Raw genomic sequence first — 14,476 nt, forward strand, 5'->3', positions numbered from 1 at the left:
GTCACGTTCGGCGCCCGAGGAGACGCCCCGGCGCGCGCCCGCCCCCACCCCAACCGGCCCAAGCGGCGCAGCCAAAGGGCGCCCGCCCCCACCCCAACCGGCCCACCACCGACCCCGCCCAAGCGGCGCAGCCAACCGGCAGCCAATGCGCTAGTCCGGCCCCGCCCAGTCGAAGGTGATGTGCTTGCTGGAGCGGCCTTCGCGGCTCCAGCGGAAGCCGTGGGCATCGGCGCGGTCCGCCGTAGAGCGGCCCCAGGTCGCGACCTGGCCCGGTCCGGTCTCCGCGCCCGGCAGGTTCGTCGACTGGACGCGCGCACCCTCCGGGGTCGTGGGTCCCGTGAGCGCGGCCGCGCTCGCCTCGACCCGGCCCGGCACCACGGCCCGCCAGCTCGCGAGGTCGTCGGCGACCTCGATCTCGATGGGCGCGAACTCCATGCCGCGGATCTCGCCGGCCATCATGGTCACCATCTCGGCGGGCCAGCCGCCCGCCTGCCCACCGAAGATCATCTGAAGCGCCTCGCGCTGGGAGTCGTCGGCGCGCTCGTCGACGAAGATCGCGGCGTACGTGTCCGTGTGCTCGGCCCAGATGTTGCCGACGAACGAGGCCAGCATCAGGACGTTCAGGCCGTCCAGCCCCACGTCGCCGTAACGGCCCTCGCGGATGTGCCAGGCCAGGATGCCGTCGCAGTCGCCGTGGGTGGGCAGCTGGGCGAAGGAGCAAGGGCAGGGTACGTCGCACTTGCAGGTGTCGAACCAGTCACCCGCCGCGTGCCACCGGGGAACGGTCGCCGTCGTCTCGGACATCTCCCTGCCTCCTCGTGACCGTGCCGGGACGTCGGTCTCGGGAGGACGGCGGAGCCCCCGGGAACCATCGCCGGCCCACGCCCGGGTCGTACGGATATCCACCCCGATTGTCCCACCGCAGGGGCCGCCCGGAGGAGATGCCTTCCCCATACACGCGTTCCCGCGCGCACGCGCAGGTCCGCCGTGATGTGCTGGAGGTGTGCGCCTCGACCCGAAGGCCCTGTCACCCCCTCTGCGTCCGGCCAATCTGCTGTCGGCCCGGCAGCTCGCGTTCGCCTGGGCGGTGATGGCGTCGATCGCCCTCCTCGCCTGGGTGCTGGTGGTCGACCAGGCCCGTGACATGGGGGTCGAGCCGGGAACCATGGGCATGGACGTCCCGCTGTTCCTGCTGCTGTGGCTGGTCATGATGATCGCCATGATGTTCCCGTCGGTGGCCCCGGTGGCCCTCACCTGGGCGCGGACCATCGGGCGCCAGTCGCCCACGCGAGCCGTACGGGTGGCTCGTACCGCCCAGTTCGTCGCCGGCTACCTGCTGGCCTGGACGGCCTTCGGCCTGATCGCCTACGGGCTCCTCGCCGGGACCGGCGCCCTGGTGGACGAGCATCCGGGCGCCGGGCGCTGGATCGGCGCCGGCGCGTTCCTGGTCGCCGGGCTGTACCAGTTCGGTCCGTGGAAGAACCTCTGCCTGCGGCACTGCCGGAGCCCGATGGGCCAGCTCGTGCGCTACGCGGGCTTCCGGCCGCGGGCCCGCGATCTGCGCGTCGGGGCGCACCACGGCGCGTACTGCGTGGGCTGCTGCTGGGGGCTGATGGTCGTGCTCGTCCCGCTGGGCGTCATGAACGTCCTGGCGATGGCCGCGGTGGCCGTGGTGATCTTCGTGGAGAAGCTCCGGCGGCTGGGCCCCGTCTTCTCGCAGGTCGTCGGGGCCGCCTTCCTCGTCCTCGCCGTCCTGAGCCTCTTCCAGCCCTGGCTCCTGCCGGGCCTGATCCCGCCGCGGTCGCCCATGACGGAGATGCTCGGACTCCAGGCCGGCTGACGGCTCTTCCGCAGCGTCCGGTCGGATCTCGGCGACGCGGATTACGACCTAGCCCTTGCGGGAGAGGGCCTCGCGGACGGCTTCCTCGGAGCGGGCGACCACGGCCGAGCCGTCCTCGGCGGTGATGATCGGGCGCTGGATCAGCTTCGGGTGCGCGGCCAGATGGGCGATCCACCGTCCGCGCGCCGCGTCGCTCTCCTCGCGCGGCAGCTCCCGTACGCCGGTCTCCCCGGCCAGCGGGTCCGAGGTGCGCGTGATGTCCCACGGCTCCAGCCCGAGCCGGCCGAGCACCTCGCGGATCTCGTCCTCGGAGGGCACGTCCTCCAGGTACCGCCGCACGGTGTACTCGGCGCCCTCGGCGTCCAGCAGGGTCAGTGCGCTGCGGCACTTGGAACAGGCGGGATTGATCCAGATCTCCATGCGGCCAACCCTAGCCGGGGCCGGTCTGGCCAGGGGCTTTTGTCAGTGCCCCCCGCTAAAATCGAGGAAGAACGACAGGACGCCAACTACCGTTTGGGAGGCTGTAGATGGCCACTGCCACCACCGTCCGGCCCGTCAAGAAGAAGCCGCTGCCGGCGGGCCTGCCCCGCGAGTGGTACGAGAGCCACAACCGCCGCCTGAAGGCGATGCGGTTGGCGATATCCCTGCTCGACTCGGGGACGTACGACCCTCGGCGCGCCACCAACCGGAAGATCCGGACGATGGCCGTCCGGACGGGCATCCACCGGCCGTCGAACGTCACCTGCAAAATGGTGCGCGCGTTCATCAAGGAGTCGTAACCCGGAGCCGCTGCCGGAGCCGGAGCGGGAGCCCGGGCCGCCCGGTCGACCGACGCTCACCCCGATCCGTCCACGGAGAGCAGCAGCAGGGCCACGTCGTCGTGCGGACCACCGTCCGTGAAGGCCGCGAGGTCCTGCCACACCGCCCGGACCAGGCCCCCCGGGTCCCGTGCCAGTACGGGAACCCGGGCGGCCAGGGGGTAGAAGTGCCCGGCCGCGTCCCGGGCCTCGGTCACGCCGTCGGTGTGCAGCAGCAGCTGGTCCCCGGGCCGCAGCGGCAGCTCCGCCACCGCCGGCGGCGGTCCCGCGAGCCCCAGGCCCAGCGGCGGGCCCGGCTCCACCACCAGTTCCTCCACCGCCGCCCCGCGCAGCCGCAGCGCGGGCGGATGCCCGCACGACACGATCCGGACGAGGTCCAGCCCCGGCGGGAACTCCAGCAGCACCGCCGTCGCGAACAGCTCCGGGTGCTCCACGGAAGCGGCCTTCGAGTCCGTCACCAGCCGCCGGTCCAGCCGGCCCGCCACCGCCGCCAGCCCACAGTCGTCGATCACGCCCTCGCGGAAGGCCCCGAGCAGCGCCGCCACCGTGCCCACCGCCGCCAGGCCGTGCCCCTGCACGTCCCCGACCAGCGCCCGCACGCCGTGCGGCCCGGCCCGCACGTCGTACAGGTCGCCGCCGACCAGGGTGCCGCGCTGCGCCGCCCGGTAGAGCCCCGAGCAGCGCACCGCGCCCACCCGCTCCGGCACCGGCGGGAGCACCGCCAGCTGGGCCGCCTCGGCCACCGTCCGTACGCTGACCAGCTGGGCGTCCCGGCGCTGACGGACCAGGGCGATCACCACGCTCAGCACCCCGACGACGGCCACCGTGGCCAGGTCCGTGCCGCGGGCATGACCGACGCCGAGGCTCGGCAGCCCCAGCAGCAGGAGGACGACGGCGGCGAACACCGCGGTCCCGGCCGCCCCGTACGCGAAGGCCGCCACCGGGGGCAGGCCCGCCAGGAAGAACCCGAGCTCCACATCGCCCGGGGTGAGCGCCTGCGCGAGCACGAGCGCCACCAGCGCCACCGCGGGCGCGATCCGGGCCCAGCGCGGCGGCGGCTCCCCGCGCAGCCTGCCCGGCTCCTCGCGTCCGCGTCTCACCCTTCCACCCTGGTACGCGGGCCCGACCCGCGCACCCCGGACCGGGCCGCCGGGTGGCCTCGTACGGCCCCTGCCGCGAAAGTGGTGGCGTGACGGGAAACGAGGGCACGGAGAAGGCGCCCAGCCGGGCGCACGTCGAAGCGCACGGCACGGGCGACGGCGCCCAGAGCGCCGAGATCAGCACCCGGCTCAACTGGCTGCGCGCGGGAGTGCTCGGAGCCAACGACGGGATCATCTCCACCGCCGGCCTGGTCGTCGGCGTCGCCGGGGCCACCACCTCCCGGTCCGCGATCCTGGCGGCGGGGGTCGCCGGGCTGCTCGCGGGCTCGCTGTCGATGGCGGCGGGGGAGTACGTCTCCGTCAGCTCGCAGCGGGACTCCGAACGGGCCGCGCTGGACCTGGAGAGGCGGGAGCTGGCCGAGGAGCCGGAAGCGGAGCTCGACGAACTCACCGACCTGCTCGCCGAGCGGGGGCTGAGCCGGGAGGTGGCCCGGGAGGCGGCCGAACAGCTGACGCGACAGGACGCGCTGCGGGCGCACGCCCGGGTGGAGCTCGGCATCAACCCCGACGAGCTGGCCAACCCGTGGCACGCGGCCTTCGCCAGTCTCGTCGCCTTCACGGTCGGGGCGCTGCTGCCGCTGCTGGCGATCCTCCTGCCGGGGCCGTCCGCGCGGGTGCCGGTGACGGTGGTGGCCGTCGTCGCCGCCCTCACCCTGTGCGGGGTGCTCAGCGCGCGGCTGGGCGGGGCGCCGGCGCTCCGCGCGGTGGTGCGGAACGTGGGCGGCGGCGCGTTGGCGATGGCCGTCACCTATGCGGTGGGCACCTGGCTGGGCACCACCACCTGACCCGTTCGGCCCCGCCGGCGCCCCGGGCGCGGCGCCGCTCGCCGCGCGGCGAGCGGCGGCGGGGAGAATGACGGCATGCGTATCGCAGTCACCGGGTCGACCGGGCTCATCGGAAGTGCACTCGTGCGGTCCCTGCGGGCAGACGGGCACGAGGTGGTGAGGTTCGTGCGGCGGGAGCCGACGGGCGGGGACGAGGCGCGGTGGGATCCCGCGCGCGGGTACGTCGACCCCGCGGGGCTGGCCGGCTGCGGGGCCGTCGTGCACCTGGCCGGGGCCGGGATCGGGGACCACCGGTGGACGGAGGCGTACAAGAAGGAGATCCGGGACAGCCGGGTGCTCGGGACCACCGCGATCGCCCGGGCCTTGGCCGCGCTCGACGAGCCGCCCGCCGTGCTCGTCAGCGGTTCCGCCGTCGGCTACTACGGGGACACGGGCGACCGGATCGTGGACGAGGGAGCCCCCGCCGGGCAGGGCTTCCTGCCCGCGGTCTGCGTGGAGTGGGAGGCCGCCGCCGCGCCCGCCCGGAACGCCGGGATCCGGACCGCGTACGCCCGTACCGGACTGGTCGTCGCCCGTGAGGGCGGGGCCTGGGGCCGGATGTTCCCGCTCTTCCGTGCCGGTCTCGGCGGCCGGCTCGGCAACGGCCGCCAGTACTGGTCGTTCATCTCCCTCCGGGACGAGGTCGCGGCCCTGCGCCACATCATCGACACCCCCGGCATCGAAGGCCCCGTCAACCTCACCGCCCCCGAGCCGCTGACCAACCGCCAGGTCACCGAGGCCATGGGCCGGGTGCTGAACCGGCCCACGCTGCTGTCGGTACCGGCGCCCGCGCTGCGCATCGCGCTCGGGGAGCTCTCCCGGGACGTGCTGGGCAGTCAGCGGGCCCGCCCCGCCCGGCTGCTGGAGTCCGGCTTCGTCTTCCGCGACCCCGGCATCGAGCAGGCCATCCGCGCCGCCCTCTGAACGGCCGGCCCGACCCGAGTGCCGCGCGCGGGACGGCCTGGCAGAGCCGGCCGCGGAACCGGGCCGGGAGGGCCTTCCCGGCCGTCCCGGGCCGGGAGGACCGGGACGCGTGCGACCGCCGTGCGACCGTTCGTGACCCGGATGCGACCGCCGTGCGACCGGAGTTGACCGTAATACCACGCCGAACTCGGGTTCCCGTGGAGCCGGTTGGGGGAAGGAGGATCCCCACACAGCCGCGCCGACCTCGGGGAGGGGCACGTGCTCAGCAGCGCACACCATGCCGCGCACCATGCGGACGTCGTCATCGTAGGAGCCGGAGTCTCAGGACTCGCGGCCGCGCAGCACCTGATCGCAGCGGGAGTCACGGTCACCGTCCTGGAGGCCGCGGACGACCCCGGCGGCCGGATGGCCACGGAGTCGGCCGACGGGTTCCGGCTGGACCGGATCGGCCAGCTGCTCAACACCTCGTACACGGAGCTCGAACGCACCCCGGGCCTGCGGGGTCTGACCCTGCGCCCCTTCGTGCCCGGGGTCCTGGTCCACACCGACGGCAAACAGCTGCGGGCCGGGGCCCTCACCCCGGCCCGGGCCCTGGCCAGCGGCTCCCTCGACCAGGCCCGGCTCAGCGCCGCCCTCGGCCGGCTCGCCGCCCTGCCCGAGGACAGGCTGCTCGCGCGTCCCGAACGCACCGCGCACGCCGCCCTGCGCTCCCGCGGACTGCCGCCGCGCACCCTCAACGGGGTGCTCCGGCCACTGCTCGCCGCCCTGCTCCGCGATCCGGAGCTCACCACCTCCAGCCGGGTCGCGGACCTCGCCCTGCGGACCTTCGCCCGCGGCCGGCTCGCCGTGCCCGAGGGCGGCGCCGCGGCCCTGCCCGACCTGCTCGCCGCCGCCCTGCCGCCCGGCACCGTCCGGACCGGCGTCCGGGTCCGCTCGGTGGCGACGAACCTGGTCACCACCGAGGAGCACGGCGACTTCAGCTGCCGCTCCGTCCTCCTCGCCACCGGCGCCCGCGCCGCCGCCGAGCTGCTGCCCGGCCTGCGCGTGCCCGCCTTCCACGAGGTCACCGTCCTGCACCACGCCACCGCCACGCCCCTGTCCCGGGACGGCTCGCTGCTCCTGGACGCGGACCCCGCGTGGCCCGTCTCGCACACCGCCGTGATGAGCGCGGTCGACCCGACGCGGGCCCCGGCCGGCCGCAGCCTGGTCACCACGACCGTGCTCGGACCCCCGCCACCCGTACGGACGGTCGCCTCGCGCCTCGCCCGGCTCTACGACACCCCCACCCGGGACTGGGAGCTGCTGGCCGTCCACCACACCCCGGAGGCCGTCCCCGCCATGCCGCCGCCCCACGACCTGCGGCGCCCGGTACGGGTGCTGGCCGGGCTGTACGTGTGCGGCGACCACCGCGACACCAACACCGTCCAGGGAGCCCTGCACTCCGCCCGGCGGGCCGCCCGCGCCCTCCTGCGCGACTTCGGCATCCCGCTCCCGGCCACCCCGGAGCCCGCCCTGCCGGTGGCGGCCTGAGAACCACTCGGCCCGGGCCCGGTCCCCCATGGGGGCCGGGTCCGCACGAGGTCACGACAACGCCGCCACCCGGTCCCGGTAGGTCCGCACCGCGGACGCGTCCCGGTACGGCTCCAGCCGCCGCTCGAAGTCCCGTACGTACTCCACCGCCCGCACCGACCGCATCTCCGACGCCTGCTGCGCCGCCTCCGCGCCCAGCGCGCACGCCTGGTCCAGCTCGCCCAGCCCCAGCCGGGCCGTGGCCAGCACCACCCGGCAGAACAGCCGGGACCGCGCGTACCCCGGCCCCCTGAGCTGCAGCGACCGCTCCGCGTGCTGGGCCGAGGCCCGGTACTGCTGGAGGTCCCGGTGGCAGTGCCCGAACTCGTCCGCGAGCTGCGCCTCGTCGTAGAACCGGGCCCAGTGCGGAACGTCGTCCCCCGGCCGGGCCGCGCCCAGCGCCCGCTCGGCCCGCACCAGTGAGGCCGTCGACGCCCGGACCTCGCCGAGCACCGCGTGCCCCCGCGCCTCCGCCGAGTGCAGCAGCGCCTGCACCACCGGCGGCGGGCCGGAGCCCACGCCCTGCTGGGCCACCCGGGCCAGCTGCACCGCCTCCCGGCCGTGGCCGAGGTAGACCGCCTGCCGGCTCATGGTGACCAGCACGTACGAGCCGTAGGGGCGGTCGGCGGCCGCCTGCGCCAGCCGCAGGGCCTGCACGAAGTACCGCTGGGCGAGCCCGTGCGCCGCGATGTCGTACGAGGTCCAGCCCGCGAGCCGGGTCAGATCGGCGGCGGCCGAGAACAGCCGGCGCCCGGTGGTCTCCCCGTAGGTGCCGCGGAGCATCGGCTCCGCCTCGTGCTCCAGGTACCGCACCAGCGCCTGCCGGGCGTGGCCGCCGCCGTAGGCCTGGTCCAGGGTGCGGAACAGCTCGCTCACCGATCTCAGCGCGGCGATGTCCCCGCCGGTCACCCGCTGCCCGGGCCCCCGGTCGATCTGCCGCTGCCGGGGCACCGTGACCCGGCCCTGGAGAGGGACGCGGGCCGCCGCCGGATCCGCGCCCCGGCCCACCCGCTCGTCGGGCCGCCCGATCAGCCAGTCCCGGCTCGGCACGACCAGCCCGGCCGGGGTGAAGGCGATCTTCCGGAGCTCGGCGTGCGAGCCGGAGTCCTTGCGCCACAGCCCGCTCGCGATGTCCACGGCCTCCTCCGGTGTGGCCGCGAACTCCAGGCCCGCGTACACCGGTGCGCAGGCGTCCAGCCCCAGGTCCTGAGCGGAGAGCCGCCGCCCCAGACGCCTGGTGAACACCTCGGCGATCAGCGCGGGGGTGGTCCCGCGCGGCTGCTGCCCGCGCAGCCAGCGGGTCACGGAGGTCTTGTCGTACCGGAGATCGAGACCGTGTTCCAGGCCGAGCTGATCGACGCGGCGGGCGAGCCCGGCGTTGGAGAACCCGGCTTCCGCGATCAGCGCCGCGAGCTGCCGGTTGGGGACGCGCTGGGCAGGTCGTTCCGTCATCGGCTCCACGGTCTCCTGACGTGACGGACCGGAGTCCCGGCCCTGTGAACGGCGTGAATGTAGCGGCGAACTTCGCTCATGCCGCCCTCTCTGCCCCACATTCATCCGATCGTGTGCAGAATGCGGAGGGCCCTTTACGGACCGACCCCTTCCGCCCACATAGGCTGCGGACCATGACCCCTCGGCCCCACGGGGCGCACCTCCCCGAGGAGCGAACCGAATCCACCGCCCCGCTGCCCCCGCCCGAACTGACCGAGGCGGAGTGCCGGCGCTGCGGCACCTACATCGCGGGGCTGGACGGGCGGTACGCGTGCGGGGTCTGCGGTTGGGTCAACGACCACTCCGAGGGCCACCGGCGGCTGCCGCGCGCGGACGAGGACCCGGACCGGCCGCCGAAGGGCCGGCGCCGCCCGAAGCAGCTGCCGTGGCCCCCGGTGGCACCGGCGCCGACGCCCGCCACGGGGCCCGCCGCGGAGCCCGGTCCGGAGCCCGGTCCGGAGCTCCCGCCGGGGTCCTGACGGGGTCCTGACGGGGCCCTGAGGGGGCTCGAACGGGTCGCCGTACCCTTGCTCAGTGAAGTACGTGCACACAGCAGGTTCAACGAGGAGGCGCTGCGGTGGCTGAGCTTGGGTTTGTCCATCTGGGCTTCGGGCCGGAATCCGTCGAGTACACCGTCGCCTGGGAAGAGCAGCGCAGGGTGCACGCGGCCCGCTTCGCGGACGAGGTCGAGGACACCTGCCTGCTGCTGGAGCACCTGCCGGTCTACACGGCGGGCCGGCGCACCGACCCCAGCGAGCGTCCGCTCGACGGCACGCCCGTGGTCGACGTGGACCGCGGCGGCAAGATCACCTGGCACGGCCCGGGCCAGCTGGTCGGCTACCCGATCATGAAGCTGCCCCGTCCCGTGGACGTGGTCGCGCACGTCCGCCGGCTGGAGGAGGCGCTGATCCGCACCGCCGCCGAGTTCGGCCTGGAGACCACCCGGGTCGAGGGCCGCAGCGGCGTCTGGGTGCTCGGCGACCCCGTCGAGGACCGCCCCGCGATCGGCGGACTCTCGCTGGACCTCGACCCGCGGCTGCACGACGAGGAGTTCGACGCCCGGCTCAACGGCCCCGAGTACGCGCCGTCCAACGCCGGCCAGCGCCGCGAGGACCGCAAGCTCGCCGCGATCGGCATCCGGGTCGCCAAGGGCGTCACGATGCACGGCTTCGCGATCAACGTGAACCCGGACAACACCTGGTTCGACCGGATCGTGCCCTGCGGCATCCGGGACGCCGGTGTGACCTCGCTCTCCTACGAACTGGGCCGCGAGATCACCATCGCCGAGGTGCTGCCGGTCGTCGAACGCCACCTGAAGGACGTACTGGAGCACGCGGAGCTGCGGCCCCGCGAGACGGAGCCCGCCGCGGGCGTCTGACGCCCCGGGAATGCGGCCGCCCCCTCGCAGGTTGGCCGACGTAAGAGCGTACGAAATTACGGGCGTACCCTGGTGGGCGCCCGAACAATCGAAGTCACAGGGAGCCGGTCGTGTCCGCAGTCGCACCCGACGGACGCAAGATGCTGCGCCTGGAGGTCCGTAACGCCCAGACGCCCATCGAGCGCAAGCCCGAGTGGATCAAGACCCGGGCGAAGATGGGTCCCGAGTACACCAAGATGCAGGCCCTGGTGAAGGGCGAAGGACTGCACACGGTGTGCCAGGAAGCCGGCTGTCCCAACATCTACGAGTGCTGGGAGGACAGGGAGGCCACCTTCCTCATCGGTGGCGACCAGTGCACCCGGCGCTGTGACTTCTGCCAGATCGACACGGGCAAGCCCGAGGCCCTGGACCGGGACGAGCCGCGCCGTGTCGGCGAGTCCGTGGTCACCATGGACCTGAAGTACGCCACCATCACCGGCGTCGCGCGCGACGACCTGGCCGACGGCGGCGCCTGGCTGTACGCGGAGACCGTGCGCCAGATCCACCAGCAGACGGCGGGCCGCGAGAGCGGGCACACCAAGGTCGAGCTGCTGGCCCCCGACTTCAACGCGGTCCCGGAGCTGCTGGAGGAGGTCTTCGCCTCCCGCCCCGAGGTCTTCGCGCACAACGTCGAGACCGTGCCCCGCATCTTCAAGCGGATCCGCCCCGGCTTCCGCTACGAGCGCTCGCTCGACGTGATCCGGCAGGCCCGCGCCTACGGCCTGGTCACCAAGTCCAACCTGATCCTGGGCATGGGCGAGGAGCGCGAGGAGGTCTCGGAGGCGCTGAAGGAGCTGCACGAGGCCGGCTGCGAGCTCATCACCATCACCCAGTACCTGCGGCCCTCGCCGCGGCACCACCCCGTCGAGCGCTGGGTGAAGCCGGCCGAGTTCGTGGAGCTGGCGAAGGAGGCCGAGGAGATCGGCTTCTCCGGCGTGATGTCGGGCCCGCTGGTCCGCTCCTCGTACCGGGCGGGGCGTCTCTACAACCAGGCGATGGAGAAGCGCGCCGCAGGCGTGTGAACTCGCGCACAAAAGCTTACTAGTCGGTAACACCGCAGCGACGCGGCCCCTAGGCTCTTTCGAGGAAGAGCCCGGCGGGCCGCGTCGATGTTTCGTCACGTTTGACCGCGAGGTCATGCGCTGGTAACACCAATCAGTGACGCTGGGTCCACGCACCGCACACACCGCGGTGCGCAGGTACCGCAGTACGCACGCACGCTACAAGCACTGCCGACGCGAGTTCCGTGAAGGGGATCGACATCATGCAGGCCGCGCCCGTACGCGCCATCGCCATCCCGTCCCTCTCCGACGCCTTCCGGGGCGTCGAGTCCCTGCTGATGAGCGGCGCCCGCCGGAACGCCTGGACGGCGGTGCTCGAAGACCGCCGCAGGGCCAAGGACCGGGTCGAAACCGAACACGTACTTGAGGCCGCGGCTACCCGAACCCCGCAGGCCACGTAAACTTCGCTGTATGGCGAGGAAGTCAAACGCAGAGACTGCTGCGAACCCCGGGCGACTGAAGCAGATCGCCCTCACGTACAAGATGACGCGCAAGGCCGACCCGAAGGTCGGTCTGATCGTCGCGGGCGTGGGAATTGTCACCTTCGGTGTCCTTCTTGCGATCGGCTTCCTGACCGGGCACGAGCTCTACCTGGGCATCCTGGGCCTCCTCGTGGCGTTCCTCGCGATGGCGATCGTCTTCGGACGACGGGCCGAGCGGGCTGCCTTCGGGCAGATGGAGGGACAGCCGGGCGCGGCCGCGGCCGTACTGGACAACGTCGGCCGGGGCTGGACGACGACTCCGGCCGTCGCGATGACCCGGCAGCAGGACATCGTCCACCGGGCCGTCGGCAAGGCCGGCGTCGTGCTGATCGCGGAGGGCAACCCCAACCGGGTCAAGCCGCTGCTCGCGAACGAGAAGAAGAAGCTGGCCCGGATCATGCCGGACGTGCCCGTGCACGCCTTCATCGTGGGCACCGGGGAGGGCGAGGTGCCGCTCAAGAAGGTGCGCACCACCCTGCTCAAGCTGCCGCGCGTGCTGGCCGGCCCGCAGATCACCGAGATCAACGACAAGCTGCGCGCCATGGGTGACCTCATGAGCAACATGCCGCTGCCGAAGGGCCCCATGCCGAAGGGCATGAAGATGCCGCGCGGCGGGAAGATGCGCTGACCCGCTGAGCTGATTTTCGTATACGACACAGGGGCGCCCCCCGAGCCGACCGGCTCGGGGGGCGCCCCTGTGTCACGTACGCGGACCCGGACGTGGACCCGGACGCGAACCCGGGCGCGGGCTAGATGCGGACCTGGACGGCGCGGGCCAGCCTGTCGTGCAGGCCGCGGCCGTCCCGGTCCCAGATCAGCGCCGGGATGACCAGGGCCAGCAGCAGCGTGCGCAGGAGCACCCGGCCGACGCCGAGGCGGCCGCCGTTCTCCGAGATCACCCGGAGGCCAAGGATCCGCTTGCCGGGGGTGAAGCCCACGGTGCCGATCGTCAGGACGCTCAGAGTCAGGAAGAGCCACAGCGTCCAGTTGCCCGCCGCGGCCACGTCGCCGCCCGTGATCAGCCCGTACGCGATGAGCTGGCAGCCGATCCAGTCGATCGCGACGGCGCCGAGCCGGCGCCCGAAACGCGCCACCGAGCCGGGTCCCTGTTGGGGCAGGCCGAGCCGCTGACCCGGATAGCCGAAGTCGACGCCCATCTCCTCGGCGGCCGCGCGGGGGCCGGAGAGCCAGGATCCGATTGCCTGTCTGTTGTCCACCCGACCACGGTACCGGTGGTGCCTCACCGCACTCCGGCGGGACCCTGGTTAACTTGTGCGAAACAAATGGGTCATGCTTGAGAAATCCCTTGTGCTTATGGTCGGGTCAGCGTGCGGCACCGCACTGACGCACCACGAGCCGTAAAGCCCGCCCTGCCCCGGGGCCGGGAGTAGGAGGAGTTGGATGTTCCAGAACGCCGACGAAGTGAAGCAGTACATCGAGGAGAACGACGTCAAGTTCGTCGACGTCCGCTTCTGCGACCTGCCTGGTGTGATGCAGCACTTCACCATCCCGGCTCGGGCATTCGACCCGGCGGAGGAGCTCGCCTTCGACGGCTCCTCGATCCGCGGCTTCCAGGCGATCCACGAGTCGGACATGGCCCTGCGCGCCGACATCACGACCGCGCGTCTGGACCCGTTCCGCCGTGACAAGACGCTGAACATCAACTTCTTCATCCACGACCCGATCACGGGCGAGGCCTACAGCCGCGACCCGCGCAACATCGCGAAGAAGGCCGAGGCGTACCTCGCCTCCACCGGCATCGCCGACACCGCGTTCTTCGGCCCCGAGGCCGAGTTCTACGTGTTCGACAGCGTGCGCTTCGCGACCTCCGCGAACGAGGGCTTCTACCACATCGACTCCGAGGCCGGCGCGTGGAACACGGGCTCCGAGGAGAACAACCGTGGTTACAAGGTCCGCTACAAGGGTGGTTACTTCCCCGTAGCCCCGGTCGACCACTTCGCCGACCTGCGCGCCGAGATCTCCCTGGAGCTGGACGCCCAGGGCCTCCAGGTCGAGCGCCAGCACCACGAGGTCGGCACCGGCGGCCAGGCCGAGATCAACTACAAGTTCAACACGCTGCTGGCCGCGGCCGACGACCTGATGCTCTTCAAGTACATCGTGAAGAACGTCGCCTGGCGCAACGGCAAGACCGCGACCTTCATGCCGAAGCCGATCTTCGGTGACAACGGCTCGGGCATGCACGTGCACCAGTCGCTGTGGGCCAACGGCGACCCGCTGTTCTACGACGAGGCCGGCTACGCGGGCCTGTCGGACACCGCCCGCTACTACATCGGCGGCATCCTCAAGCACGCCCCGTCGCTGCTGGCGTTCACCAACCCGACGGTGAACTCCTACCACCGCCTGGTGCCGGGCTTCGAGGCGCCGGTCAACATGGTGTACTCGCAGCGCAACCGCTCCGCCGCCATGCGCATCCCGATCACGGGCTCGAACCCGAAGGCCAAGCGCGTCGAGTTCCGCGCGCCGGACCCGTCCTCGAACCCGTACCTCGCCTTCTCGGCGCTGCTCCTCGCGGGCCTCGACGGCATCAAGAACAAGATCGAGCCGATGGAGCCGATCGACAAGGACCTCTACGAGCTCTCGCCCGACGAGCACGCGAGCGTCCCGCAGGTCCCGACCAGCCTCGAGGACGTCCTCAAGGCCCTGGAGGCGGACCACGAGTACCTCCTGGCCGGCGGTGTCTTCACCCCCGACCTCATCGAGACCTGGATCGACTACAAGCGCACGCACGAGATCGCCCCGATCGCGCAGCGTCCGCACCCGCACGAGTTCGAGCTGTACTTCGACCTCTAGGTCGCGAACGCTCAGGAACGAGCGTCATGCCTGATGGGAGGCCCCCCGCCACTCTCCACGGAGAGGGGCGGGGGGCCTT

At 72.8% G+C, this 14,476-nt stretch carries 16 protein-coding genes; 11 read left to right on the top strand and 5 right to left on the bottom strand.

Features of this window, described 5'->3' with window-relative positions:
- Positions 1-150: 150 nt before the first annotated feature.
- Positions 151-804 (bottom strand): DUF1326 domain-containing protein, encoded by a 654-nt coding sequence (locus ACFYP3_RS21560; protein ID WP_388834819.1) that lies wholly within the window; start codon positions 802-804, stop codon positions 151-153.
- A gap of 199 nt (positions 805-1,003) precedes the next feature.
- Between ACFYP3_RS21560 and ACFYP3_RS21565 the strand changes: the two genes are divergently transcribed.
- Entirely contained in the window at positions 1,004-1,840 is an 837-nt protein-coding gene (locus ACFYP3_RS21565; RefSeq protein WP_388834821.1) for a DUF2182 domain-containing protein, read from the top strand.
- A 48-nt stretch (positions 1,841-1,888) separates the two neighbouring features.
- Here ACFYP3_RS21565 and ACFYP3_RS21570 read toward each other — a convergent pair whose 3' ends face one another.
- A complete protein-coding gene (locus ACFYP3_RS21570) occupies positions 1,889-2,260 on the bottom strand; it encodes an ArsC/Spx/MgsR family protein (RefSeq protein WP_388834824.1) in 372 nt (123 codons plus the stop codon).
- A gap of 107 nt (positions 2,261-2,367) precedes the next feature.
- Between ACFYP3_RS21570 and ACFYP3_RS21575 the strand changes: the two genes are divergently transcribed.
- The gene (locus ACFYP3_RS21575; protein ID WP_319725665.1) at positions 2,368-2,619 is read left to right on the top strand and encodes a hypothetical protein; all 252 of its coding nucleotides are present in this window, start codon (positions 2,368-2,370) and stop codon (positions 2,617-2,619) included.
- Between the two features lie 56 nt (positions 2,620-2,675).
- On the opposite strand, the gene ACFYP3_RS21580 is transcribed toward ACFYP3_RS21575, so the two are convergent.
- Positions 2,676-3,758, bottom strand: a complete 1,083-nt coding sequence (locus tag ACFYP3_RS21580; RefSeq protein WP_388834826.1) for a PP2C family protein-serine/threonine phosphatase — start codon at positions 3,756-3,758, stop codon at positions 2,676-2,678.
- 89 nt (positions 3,759-3,847) lie between these two features.
- Between ACFYP3_RS21580 and ACFYP3_RS21585 the strand changes: the two genes are divergently transcribed.
- From ACFYP3_RS21585 to ACFYP3_RS21595, 3 genes are all read left to right on the top strand, one after another.
- A complete protein-coding gene (locus ACFYP3_RS21585; RefSeq protein WP_388834829.1) occupies positions 3,848-4,603 on the top strand; it encodes a VIT family protein in 756 nt (251 codons plus the stop codon).
- A 75-nt stretch (positions 4,604-4,678) separates the two neighbouring features.
- Positions 4,679-5,566: a TIGR01777 family oxidoreductase gene (locus ACFYP3_RS21590; protein WP_388834832.1), complete on the top strand. Its 888-nt coding sequence runs from the start codon at positions 4,679-4,681 to the stop codon at positions 5,564-5,566.
- Between the two features lie 258 nt (positions 5,567-5,824).
- Positions 5,825-7,096: an NAD(P)/FAD-dependent oxidoreductase gene (locus ACFYP3_RS21595; protein WP_388834835.1), complete on the top strand. Its 1,272-nt coding sequence runs from the start codon at positions 5,825-5,827 to the stop codon at positions 7,094-7,096.
- A 51-nt stretch (positions 7,097-7,147) separates the two neighbouring features.
- On the opposite strand, the gene ACFYP3_RS21600 is transcribed toward ACFYP3_RS21595, so the two are convergent.
- A complete protein-coding gene (locus ACFYP3_RS21600) occupies positions 7,148-8,587 on the bottom strand; it encodes a regulator (protein WP_388834837.1) in 1,440 nt (479 codons plus the stop codon).
- Positions 8,588-8,760: 173 nt separating this feature from the next.
- On the opposite strand from ACFYP3_RS21600, the gene ACFYP3_RS21605 reads away from it, so the two are divergent.
- The 5 genes from ACFYP3_RS21605 to ACFYP3_RS21625 all read left to right on the top strand — a co-directional run bounded on the left by ACFYP3_RS21605 (position 8,761) and on the right by ACFYP3_RS21625 (position 12,214).
- Positions 8,761-9,105, top strand: coding sequence for a hypothetical protein (locus ACFYP3_RS21605; protein WP_388834840.1), 345 nt, complete (start codon positions 8,761-8,763; stop codon positions 9,103-9,105).
- A 98-nt stretch (positions 9,106-9,203) separates the two neighbouring features.
- On the top strand, positions 9,204-10,004 hold the full coding sequence (gene lipB, locus ACFYP3_RS21610; protein ID WP_388834843.1) for a lipoyl(octanoyl) transferase LipB: 801 nt from the start codon (positions 9,204-9,206) through the stop codon (positions 10,002-10,004).
- A gap of 110 nt (positions 10,005-10,114) precedes the next feature.
- Positions 10,115-11,065 (top strand): lipoyl synthase, encoded by a 951-nt coding sequence (lipA, locus tag ACFYP3_RS21615; RefSeq protein ID WP_388834846.1) that lies wholly within the window; start codon positions 10,115-10,117, stop codon positions 11,063-11,065.
- 242 nt (positions 11,066-11,307) lie between these two features.
- Positions 11,308-11,505, top strand: a complete 198-nt coding sequence (locus ACFYP3_RS21620; protein WP_383572333.1) for a hypothetical protein — start codon at positions 11,308-11,310, stop codon at positions 11,503-11,505.
- Positions 11,506-11,515: 10 nt separating this feature from the next.
- Positions 11,516-12,214: a DUF4191 domain-containing protein gene (locus tag ACFYP3_RS21625; protein ID WP_388834849.1), complete on the top strand. Its 699-nt coding sequence runs from the start codon at positions 11,516-11,518 to the stop codon at positions 12,212-12,214.
- Positions 12,215-12,335: 121 nt separating this feature from the next.
- Here the strand turns inward: ACFYP3_RS21625 and ACFYP3_RS21630 are convergent, their stop codons facing one another.
- Positions 12,336-12,803, bottom strand: a complete 468-nt coding sequence (locus tag ACFYP3_RS21630; protein ID WP_365478494.1) for an RDD family protein — start codon at positions 12,801-12,803, stop codon at positions 12,336-12,338.
- 184 nt (positions 12,804-12,987) lie between these two features.
- On the opposite strand from ACFYP3_RS21630, the gene glnA reads away from it, so the two are divergent.
- Positions 12,988-14,397 (top strand): type I glutamate--ammonia ligase, encoded by a 1,410-nt coding sequence (gene glnA, locus ACFYP3_RS21635; RefSeq protein ID WP_376681197.1) that lies wholly within the window; start codon positions 12,988-12,990, stop codon positions 14,395-14,397.
- Positions 14,398-14,476: the final 79 nt, after the last annotated feature.

This window comes from Streptomyces sp. NPDC005533 (assembly GCF_042871845.1).
In the GTDB taxonomy this organism is placed as follows: Bacteria; Actinomycetota; Actinomycetes; order Streptomycetales; family Streptomycetaceae; genus Streptomyces.